This is a genomic window from Geminicoccus roseus DSM 18922, from assembly GCF_000427665.1.
Taxonomy (GTDB): domain Bacteria; phylum Pseudomonadota; class Alphaproteobacteria; order Geminicoccales; family Geminicoccaceae; genus Geminicoccus; species Geminicoccus roseus.
This window is the reverse complement of the sequence record NZ_KE386572.1, coordinates 2,044,976-2,064,765: the sequence shown is the minus strand read 5'-3', so window position 1 is coordinate 2,064,765 and position 19,790 is coordinate 2,044,976. Positions and strand designations below refer to the sequence as shown.

Sequence of the window (19,790 nt, the reverse complement as noted above, 5' to 3'; positions counted from 1 at the left end):
CCGCCCTGGCCGGGCGGCCTTTCCGGATCCGGTCTATCACGTCGTCACGAGGCCTGCATCGTGGCCGGCGGGCGCCGCTACGTCGCAGGCCGCCAGGGGCGCAAGGCCCTCAGGCGCTGGCGGCGACCGGCTCGGCCACGCGGGACGAGCGGCCGGAGCGGAGATCCACCGCCTCGTCGGCGTCGTCGACATAGCGCCAAGCACTGCGGTCGGCGAGCAGGGCCCGCACCAGCTTGACGTGGAGGGCATGGCCGGCCCGGTGCCCGGTCCAGCGGCCGATGATCGGCGCGCCCGCCAGGAAGGTGTCGCCGATCGCGTCCAGCATCTTGTGGCGGACGAACTCGTCGGGGAAGCGCAGCCCGCCGGGATTGAGGACGCCCTCGGGCCCGACCACGACCGCGTTGTCGAGCGAGCCGCCACGGGCAAGGCCCATGGCGCGGAGCTGCTCGATGTCGGCGGCGAAGCCAAAGGTCCGTGCCGGGCCGAGCACGCGCGCGAGGCGTGCCGGCTCGAACGGAACCGCCAGGGACTGGGCGCCCACGGCCGGATGGTCGAACTCGATCGAGGCGGCGAAGCTGGTGAAAGGGGCGGGATCCAGCCTGGCCATCTTGCCGGCGGCTTCCACCACCACCGGCTTGATCACCTCGATCCGGCGCAGCGGGCGGTCCTGCTCGCGCACGCCGGCGCATTCCAGGAGGAACAGGAACGGCGCGGCGCTGCCGTCCATGATCGGGACTTCCGGACCGTCCAGCTCGACGGTCACGTTGTCGATCTCGGCCAACGCGAAGGCGGCCATCAGATGCTCGACGGTCGCGACCTTGGCATCGTCGGCGCCGACCAGCGCGGTGCACATGGTGGTGTCCGCGACCCGGTCCGCGACTGCCGGGATCACCGGCCGGCCGGGAAGATCGGTGCGCACGAACATCACGCCCGTGTCGGCCGCAGCCGGCAGAAGGGTCAGGGAAACCTTGCGGCCGCCATGGAGGCCGATGCCGACGCAGCCGATGCGGTGCGCGATCGTGCGCTGCGCCCGCGCCGACCGGCTCTCGCGGACGCCCAGGTCCTGCGTACCGATCTCGTTGCGCTGACTACCCACGATGTTCACGTCCTTCGCTCCGTTGTCCCCGGGACCAATGAAATGGCCCGTTCCAACCATGGCCGCAGATGCGGAGGGGTCGGGACGGGCCATCACCCGGCAGGTTCGAGATAGGGACGAAGGAGGGGACCCGCCACTCACAGTTGGTTACGGATTGTTACAGCCGCACCTTACTGCGATGCATGAGCAACGCCGCTCAAGTCCTTGAACGGTCACGGCGCAGGAAAGCGGGAATTTCCGCGACCGGATCGCTCCCTGCAGTATTGCCGGAGCTGGCCTGCTCCCAGCGCAGGTGGGTCGATTCGTTGCGCGGTTCGGCCTGGGGAGCGTCGCCGCCGAAGCCCAGCCCCTTGCTCATCTTGCTGAACAGGTTGCTCAGGCGATCCTCGGCCCGCCCCAGGCCCGAGAGCTGGCGCGTCCGGCGGTCGGCGAGGTGCTCGGCCTCGGCCGGCTCGTACTCGCGCTCGGGCTGCTGCTGCTCGTAGACGGCTGCTGGCTCGGGCGCGCTCTGGGCATAGACCTCGCTGCGGTCCGCGGCAGCCCCGTCGGTGCGGTGGTCGCTGCGCTCGGCCACGGCGCGGATATGGGCGTCCACGGTCTGGGCGGTGGTCGGCGCCGGCGGGGTGGCCGCGCGCAGGGTCGGATAGGCCTGGGTGATCGGGCGGGAGACCTGGGGCTGGAAGCGCAGCGGCGACTGCGGCACCGGGTTGCCGGCGGGGGCCGCCTCCACAGCCGAATGCTGCGGACGGCGCTTGCGCTCCTGCATGGCGATGCCGGTGGCGACCACCGAGACCCGGATCTTGCCGTGCATCGATTCGTCGAAGGTCGAGCCGAAGATGATGTTGGCGTCCTGGTCGACTTCCTCGCGGATCCGGTTGGCGGCGGCGTCGACCTCGAACAGGGTCATGTCCGGGCCGCCGGTGATGTTGATGAGGACGCCGCGGGCGCCCTTCATCGACACCTCGTCGAGCAGCGGGTTGGAGATGGCGCTCTCGGCGGCATCGATGGCGCGGCGCTCGCCCTCGCTCTCGCCGGTGCCCATCATCGCCTTGCCCATCTCGGACATGACGGTGCGGATGTCGGCGAAGTCCAGGTTCACCAGGCCGGGCATGACGATCAGGTCGGTCACGCCCCGCACGCCCATGTGCAGGACCTGGTCGGCCATCTGGAAGGCTTCGGTGAAGGTGGTGCGCTCGTTGGCGATCCGGAACAGGTTCTGGTTCGGGATCACGATCAGCGTGTCGACCCACTGCTCCAGCTCTTCGATGCCGCTCTCGGCGAGCCGCGAGCGGTAGCCGCCCTCGAACTGGAAGGGCTTGGTGACCACGCCGACCGTCAGGATGCCCTGCTCCTTGACCGCCTTGGCGATCACCGGGGCAGCACCGGTGCCGGTGCCGCCGCCCATGCCGGCGGTGATGAACACCATGTGGCTGCCGGACAGGGCGTCGATGATCTCGTTGCGCGCCTCCTCGGCGGCGGCGCGGCCGATCTCGGGCCTGGCACCGGCGCCCAGGCCGTGGGTGACGGTGTTGCCGAGCTGGATCTTGCGGTCGGTGAGGCAACGGTCGAGCGCCTGGGCGTCGGTGTTGCAGGCGACGAACTCCACGCCCTCCAGGTGCGCGGTGATCATGTTGTTGACGGCGTTGCCGCCCGCACCGCCGACACCTACCACGCTGATCCTGGGCTTCAGGTCGTGGGCCACTGGCATGGTCAAGTTGATCGTCATCTCGTCCTCCACCCCTCCCGTCCTCTCGCGCAGGACCGGGTCACCGAACCGCCAAGCAGATGACGCCACCCCCCTTTCAGGCGGCGCCGATCCTTCAGAAATTCTCACGAAGCCATTTGCGGAACCTGGACCAGCCTCGGCCCAAAGACGTGCCGGCGCTCTCTCCGCGCCAGCCCTGTCCGCCGTCCTCGCCCCGGCACAAGGCGAGTGCACCGTTCGCGGCACTCGCGCAAGGCTCGCATTCGAACACCTCGCCCGCCTGGATGCGGTCGGGCCGGCCGAACCGGACCGGCAAGCCGAACATCTCGTCGACCAGTTCCACCAGCCCTTCGATCCGCGACGCCCCGCCGGTCAGCACCAGCCCGGCAGGCGGCATGGCGCGGAACAGATCGGCGTGGTCCTTCAACTGGTTGCGGATCAGCTCCAGGATCTCCTCGACCCTGGGCCTGGCGATCTCGGTCAGCCGCGAGCGGGCCACCTCGCCGGATGGCCAGCTTTCCGGGTCGCCCACGTGCGGCACCGCGATCCGCTGGTCTGCGTCGCCATGGCGCGCCTGCACGCTGGTGTAGAGCGACTTGATCCGCTCGGCATGGGCGCGCTGGGTGGACAGGCCATGGGCCAGGTCGGCGGTGATGTGGTCGCCGCCATAGGGCACCGCGGCCAGGAGGGCCAGGCGGCCGCCGAAGAAGTGCGCGACGTTGGAGACGCCAGCACCCAGGTCCAGCACCAGCACGCCGCGCTCGCGCTCCTCCTCGGTGGTGACGGACCAGCCCGACGCATAGCCGGACGAGACCATGCCGACCACGTCCAGATGGCACCCGTCCAGGCAGGCGCGCAGCTGGGCGACATGGCGGCTGTCGATGCTGACGGCGTGGGCCAGGACCTGCAGGCTCTCGCCGCGCATCCCGTTCGGGTCGCGCAGCGGCCGGCCGCCGTCGATCGACAGTTCCAGCGGCACGAGGTGGATGATCGAGCGGGCGGGATCGTCCAGCTGCTTGCGGGCCGCGTCCAGCGCCCGCGCGATGTCCGCCCCGTCGGCTGCCCGGCCGAACAGCGGCACCTCGACCCGGACATGGGCGGAGCGCGGCTGCCCGCCGCTGGTCACCACCGCCACCGCGCGCAGTTCCTCGCCGGCAGCCTGCTCGGCCTCATGAACGACCGCGGCGATGCCCAGCTCGGCATTGTCGCCGTCGACGATCTCGCCGCTGCGCACGCCGTCGGCTGCCTGATAACCCTTGCCGCGCAGCTCGAAGCCGCCCGAGCGCTTGGGCCGGACGATCCAGCAGCCGAACTTGCTGGTGCCCACGTCGACCACGGCGCGGACCCGGCTGGCGGCAGCCGGGTCAAAGCCGCCGATGGCGGCCGGGCGCCGGTCGAGAGCTGCCGAGCTCATGCGCCCTCCCGGCCATCGCTGCCGACCCTGGGGTCGGCCTGCACCACGATCCCCCCAACGGCGCGCAGATCCAGCGCCACCACGGCCTTGTCGAGCAGGGCGGCATCCGCCTGGACCCGGGCAAGCTTGTGCCAGGCGGCAGCGGCGTCGTTCTCGGGCAGCCGCACCTCGATCCTCCTGTCGATCCAAACGTTCCAGCGCCGGCTGCCGATCCGGCGCGCGCCGGTCACCCGGCGGGAGAGCGCCGGCTCCGAGCGGATCAGGGCCAGGAGCTCGCCGGCATGGCGCTGCGCCCCCTCGCCCGCCACCGTGGGCAGCCGGGCGAACGGCCGCAGATCCGAGATGCGGACCGTTTCGCCGTCCTCGTCGATCAGGACCAGCCGGCCGCCATCGGCCTCGGCCAGCGCCATGGGCTTGCGCTCCTCCAGGCTGACATGGAGGGTGTCGGGAAGCCGGCGATGCACGGACGCTGACTTCACCCAGGGAAGCTCCTCAATACGGCGTCGCGCCTGATCTATATCAACCAAAAGTATATTGGACCCCCGCAGCCCATCAAGGACCGTCCTCAATTCATCCACAGAAGTCCGCACTCTCCCGTCACTGGAGAGTTTCTGCACAACCAGCCCGGAACGGGCTGTCGTCCCGTGCCAGACGTCGCCAACCGAGGCCAGCAGCGGCTGGATGTGGGTTCGTCCCACACTTATCCACAGGGTTGAGACGGCTCCCGCCAGCAGCAGGACCACCAGCGCCGAATTGGTCAGCTGCCGCACCCAGCGGGGGCGGCGCCGACTGCGGCGCAGGGCGTGAATCCGGGTCGCGGTGCGGCTCAACCGTCGCATTGCGCGGTCTCCAGCAGGCGTTGGACCAGGTCGACGAACGAGATGCCGCGCTGGGCCGCCTGTTCCGGGACCAGCGACATCGGGGTCATGCCGGGCTGGGTGTTGATCTCCAGCAGGTAGAGCCCCTCCGCGCCAGGCAGGCGGCTGTCCCAGCGGAAGTCGCAGCGGCTGGTGCCCCGGCAGCCGAGAGCCCGGTGGGCGCGCAGGGTCCACTCCATCACCGTCCTGGCGGTCTCCGGAGGGATGTCGGCCGGCACCACATGGTCTGCATATCCGGCAGTGTATTTCGCGCGATAGTCGTAGAAGCCTTCGCGCGGCACGATCTCGGTCACCGCCAGGGCCTCGTCGTCCAGCACCGCGCAGGTCAGCTCACGGCCCTCGACATAGGTCTCCACCAGCAGGCGCTGGTCCGGGTCGACGTCGTTGCGGCGGGCAAGCGGGGCCAGATTGCCGTCCGGGGCGATCAGCACGCCCACCGAGCTGCCCTCGCAGGACGGCTTGACCACGATCGGGCCGTCGAGCGGCGCGCCTCGCTCGGTCAGCTCGCGATAGCTGGTTTCGACACCCTGCGGGCAGCGCAGCCCGACCGCCTGGAACACCCGCTTGGCCTGCGGCTTGTCCATGGCCAGCGCCGAGGCCAGCACGCCGGAATGCGTGTAGGGTATGCCGAGCAGATCGAGAGCACCCTGCACCCGTCCATCCTCGCCGAGCCTGCCATGCAGCGCGTTGAAGCAGACATCGGGGCGCAGCTCGATGAGCTGCTCCACCAGCCGATCCGCCGCATCGAGGCGGATAGGGGAAAATCCTGCTTCCTCCAGGGCGCTGGCGCAAGCACTTCCGGAAACGAGGCTGACCTCGCGCTCGGCCGACCTGCCGCCCATCAGCACCGCCACCCGGGCGTTCTTCCAGCGGCTCATGACGGCACCTCGTCGCCTACCCGGACGATTTCCCAGGACAGCGCCACACCGGTCCGGTCGCGGACCCGCTGGCGGACCACCTCGCCCAGCTCCTCGATTTCCCGGGCCGAGGCGCCACCACGGTTGATCAGAAAATTGCAGTGCTTGTCGGACACCATCGCCCGCCCGTGCTCCAGGCCGCGGCAGCCGGCCTGGTCGACCAGCTGCCAGGCGCGGCCACCCTCGGGGTTCTTGAAGGTGCTCCCGCCGGTGGCGACGCGGATCGGCTGGGCGGCCTCCCGCTCGGCCCGGATCGCGTCCATCCGGGCCAGGATGGCGGCCGGGTCGCCCGGCTCCAGGGCGAAGGCCGCGCGCAGCACGATCGAACCCGCCGGCAGGGTGGAGCGCCGGTAGGAGAAGCCCAGCTCGGCATTGTCCAGGCGGCGGATCACCCCGTCCCGGCCGACGATCTCCGCCCAGAGCAGGCGTTCGCGGGTTTCGCCGCCAAAGGCGCCGGCGTTCATCCGGACCGCGCCGCCGATCGTGCCCGGGATGCCGATCATGAACTCGATGCCGGCAAGGCCGGCGCGCTGGGCGGTGCGGGCGGCGTTCTGGTCGAGCGCCCCGGCCCCGGCGACCAGGAGGTTGCCGTCGGCGACGACCTTGGCGAGCGGGCCGGCCAGGCGCACCACCACCCCGCGGACCCCGCCGTCGCGCACCAGCAGGTTGGAGCCGACGCCCACCGGCAGCACCGGGACATCGGCAGGCAGCGCCGCCAGGAAGGCGGCCAGGTCCTCGGCATCGGCCGGGTTGAACAGGAGGTCGGCCGGCCCGCCGACCTTCAGCCAGGTCAGCCCGCTCAGCGGCAGGTCCCGCCGCAGGTCACCGCGCACCGCCGGCAGTTGGTCGCGCCAGTCGGCCATCAGGCGGCCTCGGCCAGGGCAGCGAGTTCGCCCGGCAGGGCATTGGCCCAGGCGCTCACCGTGCCCGCACCCAGGCAGACCACCAGGTCGCCCGGGCGGGTGACCTCCCGGACCAGGTCGGCCAGCCCCTCCTGCCCGTCGATCGCGCGGCAGTCCCGATGGCCGCGGGCGCGCACGCCCTCGACCAGCCGGTCGCGGTCCATCCCTTCCAAAGGCGCTTCGCCCGCGGCATAGACCGGCGCGATCAGCACGCTGTCGGCGTCGTGGAAGCAGCCGCAGAACTCGTCGAACAGGCTGGCCAGCCGGGAGTAGCGGTGCGGCTGGACCACCGCCACCACCCGGCCCTTGGTGGCCTGGCGGGCGGTCGACAGCACCGCGCGGATCTCCACCGGATGGTGGCCATAATCGTCGACCACCGTCACGCCGCCGACCGTGCCGGTGATGGTGAAGCGACGCTTGACCCCGCCGAACGAGCCGAGCGCGGTGCGGGTCGCTGCATGGTCGATGCCCAACTGCTCGGCGATGGCGATCACCGCCAGGGCGTTCTGGACGTTGTGCCGGCCGGGCATCGCCAGGAACATGCGCTCGAGGACCAGCGGCGTGCCGCCGCCGCGCCTGGTCACGGTGACGTCGAAGGTGGAGCCGGCCGCCTCGATCGCAAGGCTGGTGGCACGCACCTCGGCCTGCGGGCTGAACCCGTAGGTGACCACCTGGCGGTCGGTCACCCGGGCGATCAGAGCCTGCACCTCGGGATGGTCCACGCACAGCACGGCGAACCCGTAGAAGGGCAGCCGCTCGACGAAGCTGTAATAGGCGTCGCGCACCGCGTCGAAGGTGCCGTAATGCTCCATGTGCTCGGGATCGATGTTGGTCACCACCCCGATGGTGGCCGGCAGGCGCAGGAAGCTGCCGTCGCTCTCGTCGCTCTCCACCACCATCCAGCTGCCGGAGCCCAGCCGGGCGTTGGTGCCGTATGCGTTGATGATGCCGCCGTTGACCACGGTGGGGTCATAGCCGGCCGCATCCAGGAGGGCCGCCACCAGCGAGGTGGTGGTGGTCTTGCCATGGGTCCCGGCAATCGCGATCGCCGAGCGCAGCCGCATCAGCTCGCCCAGCATGTCGGCGCGGCGCACCACCGGCAGGCGGCGGGCGCGGGCTTCCACCATCTCCGGGTTGTCGGCCCGCACCGCCGAGCTGAACACCACGACCCGGGCATCGCCCAGATTGGCGGCGCGGTGGCCGATCGCGACCTCGATCCCCTTGTCGCGCAGGCGCAGGACATTGGCGCTGGCCGCCTGGTCGGAGCCCTGCACGCGGTAGCCCAGATGGTGCAGCACCTCGGCGATCCCGGACATGCCGATCCCGCCGATCCCGATGAAATGGATGATGCCGACATCCAGCGGCAGGAACTTCACGGATCAGGCTCCACAACGGAAAGAACCAGGTCGGCCAGGGCCACGGTGGCGTCCGGCCGGGAGAACGACAGGGCCGCTGCCGCCATGACCGAAAGGCGCTCCGGGTTGTTCGCCAATTCGTTGATGGCGTCTGCAAGTTTTTCCGGCGACGCGTCCAGTTCACGCAGGACCAGCCCGCCCCCGGCCTCGGCGACCCTCAGGGCATTGACGTATTGGTGGTCGTCCGCGGCATGGGCATAGGGAACATAAAGCGCGGGACGGCCGCAGGCGGTGACTTCCGCGACCGTGGAGGCCCCGCTGCGGACGATCACCAGGTCGCAGCCGGACAGGCGCCTGGGCACGTCGTCGAAGAAGCTGGCGATCTCCGCCTCGATGCCGAGTTCCGCATAGCGCTGGCGGACATGGTCCAGATCCTCGGCGCGGGCCTGCTGGACCAGACGCAGCCGGGAACGCAGTTCCGCCGGCAGCCGGGCCAGGGCCTCGGGCAGCACGGTCGAGAACACCCGCGCGCCCTGCGAGCCGCCCATCACGAAGATGCGCAGGCGGCCATCCTGCGGGGCGTCCGCGACCGGGGCCCGGAAGCCCGCGCGCAGCGGGTTGCCGGTCACCACGGTGCGCTCGGACAAAGCCGGGGCGTGGTCGGTCCGGGCAAAGCTCAGGGCCAGCCTTCTGGAGAAGCCCGCCAGGGCGCGGTTGGCCTTGCCGAGCACCGCGTTCTGCTCGTGGACCACCACCGGACGACCGAGGAGACGGGCGGCCATGGCCGGCGGGAAGGAGGCGTAGCCGCCAAAGCACGCGGCGACCGAGGGCCGCATCCGGCGCAGCAGCCCGAGGCACTGCACCAGGCCCTGCGCCACGCCCAGGCCCCGGCCGAGCACGCCCAGTCCCGGCCTTGCCGCGGCCACCACATGGACCTCGTGGTCGCCGGTCACCCAGCGCCGCCCCCGCTCGTCCACCACCAGCGCCACCCGATGCCCGCGCCGGACGATCTCGTCGGCCAGCGCCAGGGCCGGGAACATGTGGCCGCCGGTGCCGCCCGAGGCGATGACCACCCGGGCGGTCATCGCTGGGTTTCCAGATGCGCGCCGCGCCGGGTCAGCGCCAGGAGCAGGCCGATGCTGAGGCCGAACGCCAGCAGCGAGCTGCCGCCATAGGAGATGAACGGCAGGGTCATGCCCTTGGTCGGCATCAGGTTCAGGTTGACCGCCATGTTGATGAAGGACTGCAGGCCGAACTGGGCGGCAAGGCCGCCGGCGGCCAGCAGGCAGAACCGGTCGTGCAGGCTGGCGACCCGGCGCAGCGCCCGGAACAGCAGGAAGAAGAACAGGCCCACCAGGATCAGGCAGGTGATGACCCCGAACTCCTCGGCGGTGGCGGCGAAGATGAAGTCGGAATGGGCGTCGGGGAGCTGGAACTTGACCACGCCCTCGCCCGGCCCCCGCCCGAGGAAGCCGCCGGAGGCCACCGCGTTCATCGCCTTGTCGACCTGATAGACCTCCTTGGAGGGATCCATGAACCCGTCCACCCGCTGGGTGAAGTGCGGGTAGAACAGGTAGGCGCCCCAAAGCCCGGCAATGCCGGCTCCGGCCGCGGCCATGATCCAGATCCAGCCGAGCCCGGCCAGGAAGAGCTGGATCCCGAACACCGCGGCCACCACGAACGCCATGCCGATGTCGGGCTGGCCGGCCAGCATGGCCAGCGCCACGCCCACCGGCAGGAGCGCCGGAAGAAGGCCCTGCAGCCCCTGGGTGCGCGCCAGCAGCCAGGCGACCACGATCGCCAGGGTCGGCTTGACGAACTCGGAAGGCTGCAGGCGGAAGCTGCCGAAATCCAGCCAGCGATGGGCGCCCTTGACTTCAGGACCGTAGGGGGTGAGCGCCGTGAACACCAGGAACAGGACAAGCAGCGCCATCGACAGGCGCAGCACGCCCCTGGGCGACAGCATCGAGGCTGCCATCATCAGCGCGATCGACATCGCCAGGAACAGGGCCTGCCGCTCGACGAAATAGGTCGCGGGGTTGTTGTTGCGGATTGCGATCGGGCCGCTGGCGGCGAACACCAGGATCAGGCCGATCAGGGCTAGGATCGCGAAGCCCAGCATCAGGACGCGGTCGACCGTCCACCACCAGGAGCCGAAGACGCTGCGATCGCTGCGCGCGACGACGATCATGCCGCCCTACCCGCTGCCAGGGCGCGGAACGCCTGGCCGCGCGCCTCGTAGTCCTGGAACTGGTCGAAACTGGCGCAGGCCGGCGCCAGCAGCACGGTGGCGCCCGGGCCGGCGATCTCGCGCGCGGCCGCCACCGCCGCCTCGAGCGTGCCGACCTTGCGGCACTCGACCACGGAGCCCAGATCGGCGGCGATGGCATCGGCGGCCTCGCCGATCAGCAGGGCGGTGGTGACGTTGGCCATGGCGGGCGCCAGCTCCCGGAACCCGCCGGGCTTGGGCCGGCCGCCGGCGATCCAGACGATCCGCTCATAGGCCGCCAGGCTCTTGCCCGCCGCATCCGGGTTGGTGGCCTTGCTGTCGTTGACCCAGGCGACCCCGTCCTTCTCCAGGACCTGCTCCATTCGGTGCGGCAGGCCAGGGAAGTCGAACATCCCTTCCGCCGCGACCTTGGGGGCCATCCCCAGCGCCCGCACCGCGGCATAGGCGGCGGCGGCGTTCTGCTGGTTGTGGTGCCCGCGCAGGGTGCGGGCCTGGCCAAGGTCGGTGACGAAGCGGGAGGTCTTGTCGCTGGCGTCGATCAGCCGCCCCTCGACCACGCCCACGCCCGGACCGGGCATGTGGTCGCCGGAGACCGGCACGATCCGGTGGGTGCCGAGCGCCGCCAGCCGGATCGCGGCCAGGCGGCTGGGGCGGTCATCGGCGCCGATCACCGCGGTGGCATGGCCGCGGCCGTGCCGGAACAGCTTCTCCTTGGCCTGGATGTAGCCGTCCATCGAGCCGTGGCGGTCCAGATGGTCCGGGGTGAGATTGGTCCAGACCGAGACGTCGATCGGCAGGTCGTGGATCAGGTCGAGCTGGTAGGAGGACAGCTCCAGCACGACCACGGCATCGGGCGGCCCCAGGTCCAGGTCGAGGACCGGCACGCCGATATTGCCGCCGAGCACCGCCGGCCGGCCGGCGCGGGTCAGGAGATGGTGGATCAGGGCGGCGGTGGTCGACTTTCCGTTGGTGCCGGTGATCCCCACCACCAGGCGGTCGCCCAGGCGCGCGGCCAGGAGGTCCAGGTCGGCGATCAGCGGGATGTTTGCCTGGGAGGCGGCCTGCACCACCGGGTGCGGGGCGGGATGGGTCAGGGGGATGCCGGGGCTGACCACCATGGCGGCCAGGCCCCCGATCGCCGCCGGATCGGGACGCACCGCGCCCAGCTCGACCGCCCGGGCGATCGCCCGCGCATCGTCATCGAACGCCATGACCCGCCCGGCCTTGCCGAGCAGGGCCCGCACCGTCGCCATGCCGCTGCGCCCGAGCCCCAGGACACCCACGTCACGACCGGCGATCCGCTCCATCCAGCTCATTTTTTCGCTCACCGCAGCTTGAGGGTGGAAAGGCCGATCAAAGCCAGGATCGACGCGATGATCCAAAACCGGATCACGATGGTCGATTCCTGCCAGCCGAGCTTTTCGAAATGATGGTGCAGCGGCGCCATCCGGAAGACCCGCCGGCCGGTCATCTTGAAGCTGGCGACCTGCACGATCACCGACACCGCTTCCAGGACGAACAGGCCGCCGATCACCACCAGCACGAGCTCGTGCTTGACGATCACCGCGGTGGCGCCCAGCGCGCCGCCGGCCGAGAGCGAGCCGGTGTCGCCCATGAACACCATGGCGGGCGGCGCGTTGAACCAGAGAAAGCCCATCGACGCGCCGACCAGCGCCGCCAGGAACACGGTGATCTCGCCGGCACCGGGGACATGCGGGATGCCCAGATAGTTGGCGAAGATCGCGTTGCCGCCCAGATAGGCGATCATGCCGAAACAGCCCGCGGCGATCATCACCGGGACGATCGCCAGCCCGTCCAACCCGTCGGTGAGGTTCACCGCGTTGGAACTGCCCATCATGACCAGCATCGCGAAGATCGGGAACATGAATCCCAGGGGCAGGAATGCGTCCTTGAAGAAGGGCAGCGCCAGTGCTGTCGCCGTCGGGCCGTCGACCACGACCACCAAGTAGAGGGCCGCTGCCAGGGCGATCGCCGCCTGGGCCAGGAGCTTCATGCGCCCGGACAGACCCTTGCTGTTGCGCTTGGTAAGCTTGAGATAGTCGTCGCCAAAGCCGATCAGGCCATAGCCCAGGGTGACGAACAGGACGAGCCAGGTGTAGCCGTTGCCGAGGTCCGCCCAGAGCAGGGTCGACAGGGTCAGCGCCAGCAGGATCAGGACGCCGCCCATGGTGGGGGTGCCCTTCTTGGTGAGCAGGTGGCTCTCCGGCCCGTCCAGGCGGATCGGCTGGCCGCCCGGCTGCTTGCTCTTCAGCCAGCGGATCACCTTTGGGCCCAGCCAGAAGCTCAGGAACAGGGCGGTCATCACCGCGCCACCGGCGCGGAAGGTGATGTAGCGGAACACGTTCAGGACGGTCAGCGTGTCCGAGAGCGGCACGAGCAGATGATAGAGCATCAGGCGCGGTCCGAGCCCGGGGGCTGAAGTCCGTCGACGATCACGCGCATGCGACTTCCCAATGAACCTTTGACGAGCACCGCATCGCCATCGCGCAGACCGGTGGCCAGGAGCGGCAGGATCTCGGCGCTGGAGGGGGCATGGTGGACCTCCATCGGGCAGGGCAGCCGGCCGGCCAGCTCCGCCATCGCCGATCCGCACAGATAGGCCGCCTGGACCCCGGCGGCCTCCAGCGCCGGCGCCAGCCCGGCATGCAGGCTGTCCGACTGCGGGCCCAGCTCCAGCATGTCGCCCAGCACCGCCACCTTGCGGCCGGGCTGGCGGGCCAGCACGTCCAGCGCCGCCCGCATCGAGGCCGGATTGGCGTTGTAGCTCTCGTCGAGCAGGAGGATCCTGACGCCGGACGGGAGCTCGACCGGGCGGCGCACGCCGCGCCCGTCCACCGGCCGGACCAGCGGCATCCGTGCCGCGACCGCATCCAGGTCGAGGTCCAGGGCCAGGGCCACCGCCAGCCAGCCCAGGCTGTTGTCGACCTGATGGCCGCCTGGAAGATCGAGGCGCCAGGACAGCTGCCGGCCATCGGCCCAAGCCGTCACGTCGCTGCCCTCCGCCCCTCCCTGCTCGGCCAGCAGCCGGACATCGGCACCGGCGTCGCGGCCGAAAGTCAGGATCCGGCCGGCCGGCGAGCGCTCCGCCAGGGTGCGCAGCAGGCCCGACCACCGGTTGTCGGCGGGCAGCACCACGGTGCCGCCCGGCTCGACCCGCTCGAAGATCTCGGCCTTGGCGCGCGCAATCGCCTCCTCGCCGGAGAAATGCCCCAGATGGGCCGGGGCGATCGTGGTGACCAGGGCGACGTGCGGGCGGACCTGGGCGACCAGGGCGCGGATTTCCCCCGCATGGTTCATGCCGAGCTCGAACACCCCGAAGCTCGCGTCGCGCGGCATCCGGGCGAGGCTCAGCGGCACCCCCCAGTGGTTGTTGTGGCTCTTGGCGCTGGCATGGGTTTGGCCAAACCCGGCCAGGAGGGTGGCCAGGGCCGCCTTGGCGGTGGTCTTGCCCGCACTGCCGGTGATGCCGACGATCCGGCCGGCACTCTCGGCGCGGCGGTGGAACGCCAGCCCTTCCAGGCCGCGCAGCGTGTCGGCCACCACCAGGCAGGGCCGGCCTGGCGGGACGGCATCGGCCTCGGCGACCAGCACCGCCCCGGCCCCGGCGGCCAGCGCCTGCGGGACGAAGGCGTGGCCGTCGCGGTTCTCTCCGGCCAGCGCGACGAACAGGTCGCCCGCTGCCAGCTCGCGAGTGTCGATGGCGACCCCGCCGACCTGCCACGGGCCGCCCCCGACGGCCCCGCCGGTGGCCTCGGCCGCCTGCTCCGACGTCCAGAGCGGGCTCATGACGTTGCTATCCCGCGCAGCGCCGCCCGGGCCACCTCGAGGTCGTCGAACGGATGCACCACCCCCCGGACGGTCTGGCCGCGCTCGTGGCCCTTGCCGGCGATCAGGAGGACGTCGCCCGCATCGAGCCCGTCGATCGCGGTGCGGATCGCCTGGCCCCGGTCGCCGATCTCCCGTGCGCCCGGCGCCATGGCGCCCAGGGCGGCCGCCCGGATGGCGGCTGGATCCTCGTTGCGGGGATTGTCGTCGGTCACGATGGCAAGATCGGCCAGTTGGGAGGCGGCCCGCCCCATCAGCGGCCGCTTGCCGGGATCGCGGTCGCCGCCGCAGCCGAACACGACCACGAGGCGGCCCTCGGTATGGGGACGGGCGGCGAGCAGCGCCTTTTCCAGGGCGTCGGGCGTGTGCGCATAGTCGACATAGACCGCCGCCCCCTGCGCGGTGGTGCCGGCCAGCTGCATCCGCCCGGGAGCGCCGCGGATCTCGCCCAGAAGCGCGGCAGCCTGGTCCAGATCGCCGCCGGTGGCATGGAAGAGCCCGATCGCCGCCAGCAGGTTCTCGGCCTGGAATGCGCCGACCAGGCTGGTGCGGAGCCGGTGGGTGCGGCCATCCAGCCGCACCGCCAGGACCTGCCCGGCCGGCTCGGGGTGCCAGTCCTCCAGGCGCAGGGTCTCGGCGGCCCAGCCATAATCGATCACCCGGATGCCGCGACGGATGCAGGCATCGCGCAGCAGCGCGAACTCGGAAATGTCCGCGTTCAGCACGGCCGTGCCGTCCGCCGCCAGCACCTCGTCGAACAGGCGGCACTTGGCGGCGAGATAGGCCGCCATATTGCCGTGATGGTCCAGATGGTCCCGGGTCAGGTTGGTGAAGGCGGCGGCGCGGACATGCAGCCCGTCGACCCGCTTCTGCTCCAGGCCGTGGCTGGACGCCTCGATCACCAGATGGTCGACCCCCTTGCCGGCAAGGTCCGCCGCCAGGCGCTGCAGGGTGATCACGTCGGGCGTGGTCAGGTTGCCGTCCAGGTCGCCGGTGGTCGACTGCACGCCGAGCGTGCCGATCGAGGCCGCCTCGTGGCCCGCCAGCGCCCAGAGCTGGCGCGTGAAGCTCGCGACCGAGGTCTTGCCGTTGGTGCCGGTCACCGCCGCGACGGTTGAGGGCTGCTGGCCGAAGAAGCGGGCGGCGAGCCTTGCCAGCAAGGCCGCCGGGTCCCTTGCGGCCAGCACCGGAACCGGCAGCGCCCGCTCGGCCAGGGCCGGGCCGCCGAGCACGGCGATGGCCCCGGCCGCCAGCGCGTCCGGCACGAAGGTGGCGCCGTCCAGCCTGGTGCCGGGCAGCGCCGCGAACAGGCTGCCCGGCCTGACCGCGCGCGAGTCGAGGGCAAGGCCCCGGATGTCCAGATCCAGGGCCTCGGCGGACAGGGGGGAGAGCAGGTCTTCCTGCTCAAGCAGGCTCGAGAGCCGCAATGCGCGCCTCCTTGCCCCGACGCTTCAGTTCCTTTTCCTGGATCTCCGGCGGCGCCCTCATCAGGAAGCGGTCCTCGACCGCCTCGGGCACCAGCGGCACGCCCAGGAGCGGCGCCACCCGGCTGATGACCCGTCCGGTGGCCGGCGCGGCGTTCCAGCTGCCATAGCGGAAGCCGAACGACGCCTTGTTGGCGGTCGGGTTGTCCAGCATCACCATGACCGCGTATTTCGGGTCGTTCATCGGGAAGGCCGCGACGAAGCTCGAGATCACCACCCCCTTCACGTAGCGTCCGTTGACGGGCTTGTCGGCCGTGCCGGTCTTGCCGCCGACCATCATGCCGGGCACCCGCGCCTTGGTGCCGGTGCCGTCCACGACGTTCAGCCAGAGCAGCTCGCGCATCTGGTCGGAGGCGGCCTGGGAGATCACCCGCTCCCCGGCAACGGGCTGGGACGGGTCGCGGCGCAGCAGGGTCGCCGGGCGCAGGATCCCGCCGTTCACCACGGCGGCGAACGCGTTCAGGAAGGAGATCGGGGTGACCGCCAGCGTATGGCCGTAGGACACCACCGCCACGGTGATGTCCGGCCAGCGGCGCGGCACCAGCGGCGGGCTGACGCCCGGCACTTCCAGCTGGGCACGGTCCAGCAGGCCCAGCCGCTCCAGGTAATAGCGCTGCAGTTCCTTGCCGCCCTTCAGCGCCATGCGGGCGGTGCCGATGTTGGAGCTGTTGATGAAGACGTCGGTGGTGTTGGCCCAGCGCTTCAGCATGTGCGAATCGCCGATGGTGCGGCGGCCGATCCGCAGGCGCTCGCGGATGTCCCACATGTCGTCCATGCGGATGGTGCCGGCATCCAGCAAGGTCGCCAGGGTGAGCGCCTTGAACATCGAGCCGACCTCGTAGACGCCCTCGGTGTTGCGGTTGAAGCGCCGCGGGTCCTTCGGGCTGACCGGGTGGTTGGCGTCGAAGTCCGGCAGGCTGACCATCCCCACCAGCTCGCCGCTGTGCACGTCCATGATGATGGCGTTGCCGGCCTCGGCCTCGTAGGTGCGGATGGCCTCCGCCAGCTCCTCGCGCAGCGCCTGCTGGACGCGCAGGTCGATCGAGAGCGGGAAGGGCTGGCGGTCACGCCCGGCAGGCTCGGCCCGGATCTCCTTGTCGAAGGTCAGTTCCAGGCCGCTCAGCCCGTTATTGTCGATCCCGGTCTGGCCGATCAGATGGGCCACCAGGTTGGCCTGGGGATACACGCGGCGCGGCTGGTCGCGGAACTCGATGCCCGGCACGCCCAGGCGCAGGAGGCTGGCCTGCTGGCTGGGGGAGATGCGGCGGTCCAGCCAGACGAAATGCCGGTCGCTGTCCAGCAGGCGCGCGATCGCCTGGGGATCGCGGTTGAGCACGGCAGCGAGGCTGCGGATGGTCTCCCCATCCTTGGGCACCTCGCGCGGGTCGGCGCCGACGCCGGACACCAGCACGTCGGTGGCGACCGGCACGCCGTTGCGGTCGACCACGTCGCGCCGGCTGATCCCATCCTGGGGGCGCACATAGCCGGGCCGCGCCTTCTCGGCGGCGGCGAACTGGGTGATGTCGACCAGACGGAAGGCCAGGGTCGAGAACAACAGGCCGAAGGTGGCGAGCAGCACGCCGATCCGGCGCCGGCCGAGCAGGACCGCCTCGATCTCGGTGCGCCTGGGCGTCATCGCGCGATGCCGTTGATCACGAGCGGCTTCAGGCGGGCCGGCACCTCCGCGCCCGACGGCAGCAGCACCGCCAGGACGCGGTCGGCATACTCGACCCTGGCATGGTCGGGCATCGTGTCGGCGCTGGCGAGCAGGGTGACGTTGACCGGCACCATGCCCAGTTCGGGCGCCACCGCGACGATCCGGTCGGGATGGGTGCGCAGGGCGAGATCGGCCTCCAGGGTGCGGATCTCGTCGACCGCCAGCGCGATCTTGCGCTCCAGCACGGCGCTGCGGCTCTCCAGCCGCACCATCGCATATTTCAGGTGGAAGGTCGCCCAGGCCGTGCCCAGCAGGAGAAGCACGAGAAACACCACGTTGCGCCCGGTCATCGCTCGTCCTCGTTCATGCCGGCATCGCCGCGTGCCGGTCCTGGAAACTTCACCCCGGCGCCCAGCCGCATCGCCGAGCGCAGCTTGGCCGAACGGGCCCGCGGGTTGTCGCCGCTCTCCTCGGCCGTCGGCCGGAGCGGGCGGTCGATCAGCCAGCCCCAGCGAGGGTTCTCCTCGGGCACCGGCGGCATATGCCGATAGGAGCGGCGGATCCGGCCGCCCCGGTCGTTGACGAAATCCTTGACGATTGAATCCTCGCCGGAATGGAACGCGACCGTCACGAACCGGCCGCCCGGCCGCAGCGCGCGCTCGGCCGCCTCCAGCGCCTGGCGGAGCTCGCCCAGCTCGTCGTTCACCACGATCCGCAGCGCCTGGAAGGTACGGGTCGCCGGGTCGATCTGGTCGCGCGACGGCCCCTTGGCGCGCGCGACGATCTCGGCCAGCCGCCGCGTGGTGTCGATGGGCGCCTTGTCCCGCTCGGCCACCACGGCCCGCGCGATCCGGCGGGCGTCGCGCTCGTCGCCATAGTTCCAAAGGAGCCGCGCCAGCTCGACCTCGCTGGCCTCGGCGACCACCTCGGCCGCAGTCTGGCCCTCCTTGGACATCCGCATGTCCAACGGCGCGTCGAAGCGGAACGAGAAGCCGCGCTCCGGCTGGTCGATCTGGAAGGAGGACACGCCCAGGTCGAACACGATGGCGTCGACCTGACCCAACCCCTGGTCACGGACGACCTGGTCGAGTTCCCCGAAACGCGCCTGGACCAGGGTCAGCCGGGGCTCCGCGTCGGCGAGCGGGCGGCCGCGCGCGATCGCGTCGGGATCGCGGTCCAGGGCGATCACCTGGGCCGCCCCCGCCGCCAGGATGGCACGAGTGTAGCCGCCGCCGCCGAAGGTCGCGTCGAGCACGGTCTGCCCGGCAATCGGCGCCAGCGCATGCAGCACCTCGGCGAGCATCACCGGGGCATGGCCCTGGCGGGCGCTGTCGTCGGGCAACGGGGAAGGGGCGTCGATCGGGACCACGGGAGACAATGTCCTCGAGCGAAGGCAATACGGCTATCGAACGCGGGTTAGCACGTGCCGAACAGCTGACCAATGATTTTCTGAGGATTTTTCGGGAAGATCTCGGATTGTCACAATTTTCACGCGGGACAACAGCTCGAATACAATAAAATTATCATGAACACTACAAGACAAAGCTTGGCTAATCATTCCGAAGAACGACCAAGACATTATTACTTATCTTATCGGCATGTCGGAATCAATTTCAATGACCGACATGGTCCCACGGTGTCCGCGCCCTGAAGGCGAGCAAGCGAATCAACCTATGCGCGCAGCGCTGCTTAAGTTTATGGCCGCCCCGCTGGGGACGGTCAAGCGGCAAACACCGACCTGGTTGTGGATATCGGGCCACAACCTGTGGAAAAGCTAGGCCTCAGCCCCCCTGCCCCTTGTGGACAAGTCTGAGGAAATATCCAGTTGTAACTTGGAAAACTCAGCCGCGTCTGGACCTCGCGGAGCCTCCGGAATTCTACCACTTGGCGAGAAGGCATCAGGCGGCCTGTAAGCCGGGTTCTGTGCCCGCCACGAAGGCGGGCGGCGACCATTCCTCTGGGACGGCGCTCACGCGCCGCCTCGCGCGACCGACCCGGACGACCAGCCCGGAAGCAGGCCTGCGGGCGCGAAGCCCGCTGTCGTCCCTATTTGGTCTTGCTCCCGGTGGGGTTTACCGTGCCACGGCCGTTGCCGGCCGCGCGGTGCGCTCTTACCGCACCTTTTCACCATGACCCGCAGGCCCCCGAAAGGGCCCAGGCGGGCTGACCGATCTCTGTGGCACTTTCCCTGGAGTCGCCTCCGCCGGGCGTTACCCGGCACCGTGCTTCCGTGGAGCCCGGACTTTCCTCGCCCCTCCATCGCTGGCGGGAGCGCGGCCGCCCGGCCGCCTGATGCAGGCAGGGCC

At 70.6% G+C, this 19,790-nt stretch carries 16 protein-coding genes and 1 other RNA gene; all 17 read right to left on the bottom strand.

Going from position 1 to position 19,790, the window contains the following annotated elements; all coding sequences use genetic code 11:
- Nucleotides 1-109: 109 nt before the first annotated feature.
- Complete coding sequence (lpxC, locus tag GEMRO_RS29025; protein ID WP_240476662.1) at nt 110-1,105, bottom strand: UDP-3-O-acyl-N-acetylglucosamine deacetylase; 996 nt, start codon at nt 1,103-1,105, stop codon at nt 110-112.
- A 187-nt stretch (nt 1,106-1,292) separates the two neighbouring features.
- Complete coding sequence (gene ftsZ / locus GEMRO_RS0110740) at nt 1,293-2,822, bottom strand: cell division protein FtsZ (protein WP_027133979.1); 1,530 nt, start codon at nt 2,820-2,822, stop codon at nt 1,293-1,295.
- Nucleotides 2,823-2,916: 94 nt separating this feature from the next.
- The gene (gene ftsA / locus GEMRO_RS29020) at nt 2,917-4,215 is read right to left on the bottom strand and encodes a cell division protein FtsA (protein WP_051328937.1); all 1,299 of its coding nucleotides are present in this window, start codon (nt 4,213-4,215) and stop codon (nt 2,917-2,919) included.
- On the bottom strand, nt 4,212-5,054 hold the full coding sequence (locus GEMRO_RS33430; protein ID WP_084506812.1) for a cell division protein FtsQ/DivIB: 843 nt from the start codon (nt 5,052-5,054) through the stop codon (nt 4,212-4,214). The genes ftsA and GEMRO_RS33430 overlap by 4 nt, the downstream gene beginning before the upstream one ends.
- Nucleotides 5,042-5,971 carry a D-alanine--D-alanine ligase gene (locus GEMRO_RS0110725; protein ID WP_027133978.1) on the bottom strand — a complete coding sequence of 310 codons (930 nt, stop codon included), beginning with the start codon at nt 5,969-5,971 and terminating at the stop codon, nt 5,042-5,044. Before GEMRO_RS0110725 ends, GEMRO_RS33430 begins: the two co-directional genes overlap by 13 nt.
- Nucleotides 5,968-6,873 (bottom strand): UDP-N-acetylmuramate dehydrogenase, encoded by a 906-nt coding sequence (murB, locus tag GEMRO_RS0110720; RefSeq protein ID WP_027133977.1) that lies wholly within the window; start codon nt 6,871-6,873, stop codon nt 5,968-5,970. Before murB ends, GEMRO_RS0110725 begins: the two co-directional genes overlap by 4 nt.
- Nucleotides 6,873-8,288, bottom strand: coding sequence for a UDP-N-acetylmuramate--L-alanine ligase (gene murC / locus GEMRO_RS0110715; RefSeq protein WP_027133976.1), 1,416 nt, complete (start codon nt 8,286-8,288; stop codon nt 6,873-6,875). Before murC ends, murB begins: the two co-directional genes overlap by 1 nt.
- Nucleotides 8,285-9,352, bottom strand: a complete 1,068-nt coding sequence (murG, locus tag GEMRO_RS0110710; RefSeq protein ID WP_027133975.1) for an undecaprenyldiphospho-muramoylpentapeptide beta-N-acetylglucosaminyltransferase — start codon at nt 9,350-9,352, stop codon at nt 8,285-8,287. The genes murC and murG overlap by 4 nt, the downstream gene beginning before the upstream one ends.
- The gene (locus GEMRO_RS0110705) at nt 9,349-10,458 is read right to left on the bottom strand and encodes an FtsW/RodA/SpoVE family cell cycle protein (protein WP_027133974.1); all 1,110 of its coding nucleotides are present in this window, start codon (nt 10,456-10,458) and stop codon (nt 9,349-9,351) included. The genes murG and GEMRO_RS0110705 overlap by 4 nt, the downstream gene beginning before the upstream one ends.
- Nucleotides 10,455-11,813 (bottom strand): UDP-N-acetylmuramoyl-L-alanine--D-glutamate ligase, encoded by a 1,359-nt coding sequence (murD, locus tag GEMRO_RS0110700; RefSeq protein ID WP_027133973.1) that lies wholly within the window; start codon nt 11,811-11,813, stop codon nt 10,455-10,457. Before murD ends, GEMRO_RS0110705 begins: the two co-directional genes overlap by 4 nt.
- 8 nt (nt 11,814-11,821) lie before the next feature.
- Nucleotides 11,822-12,910 (bottom strand): phospho-N-acetylmuramoyl-pentapeptide-transferase, encoded by a 1,089-nt coding sequence (gene mraY / locus GEMRO_RS0110695; RefSeq protein WP_027133972.1) that lies wholly within the window; start codon nt 12,908-12,910, stop codon nt 11,822-11,824.
- Nucleotides 12,910-14,304, bottom strand: a complete 1,395-nt coding sequence (locus GEMRO_RS0110690) for a UDP-N-acetylmuramoyl-tripeptide--D-alanyl-D-alanine ligase (protein ID WP_027133971.1) — start codon at nt 14,302-14,304, stop codon at nt 12,910-12,912. The genes mraY and GEMRO_RS0110690 overlap by 1 nt, the downstream gene beginning before the upstream one ends.
- Nucleotides 14,301-15,770 (bottom strand): UDP-N-acetylmuramoyl-L-alanyl-D-glutamate--2,6-diaminopimelate ligase, encoded by a 1,470-nt coding sequence (locus GEMRO_RS0110685; protein ID WP_027133970.1) that lies wholly within the window; start codon nt 15,768-15,770, stop codon nt 14,301-14,303. The genes GEMRO_RS0110690 and GEMRO_RS0110685 overlap by 4 nt, the downstream gene beginning before the upstream one ends.
- The gene (locus tag GEMRO_RS29010) at nt 15,748-17,463 is read right to left on the bottom strand and encodes a peptidoglycan D,D-transpeptidase FtsI family protein (RefSeq protein ID WP_051328935.1); all 1,716 of its coding nucleotides are present in this window, start codon (nt 17,461-17,463) and stop codon (nt 15,748-15,750) included. The genes GEMRO_RS0110685 and GEMRO_RS29010 overlap by 23 nt, the downstream gene beginning before the upstream one ends.
- The gene (ftsL, locus tag GEMRO_RS0110675) at nt 17,460-17,834 is read right to left on the bottom strand and encodes a cell division protein FtsL (protein WP_027133969.1); all 375 of its coding nucleotides are present in this window, start codon (nt 17,832-17,834) and stop codon (nt 17,460-17,462) included. Before ftsL ends, GEMRO_RS29010 begins: the two co-directional genes overlap by 4 nt.
- The gene (gene rsmH / locus GEMRO_RS29005) at nt 17,831-18,853 is read right to left on the bottom strand and encodes a 16S rRNA (cytosine(1402)-N(4))-methyltransferase RsmH (protein ID WP_240476660.1); all 1,023 of its coding nucleotides are present in this window, start codon (nt 18,851-18,853) and stop codon (nt 17,831-17,833) included. The genes ftsL and rsmH overlap by 4 nt, the downstream gene beginning before the upstream one ends.
- A gap of 525 nt (nt 18,854-19,378) precedes the next feature.
- An RNA gene (rnpB, locus tag GEMRO_RS33135) (RNase P RNA component class A) lies at nt 19,379-19,777 on the bottom strand.
- Nucleotides 19,778-19,790 lie beyond the last annotated feature (13 nt).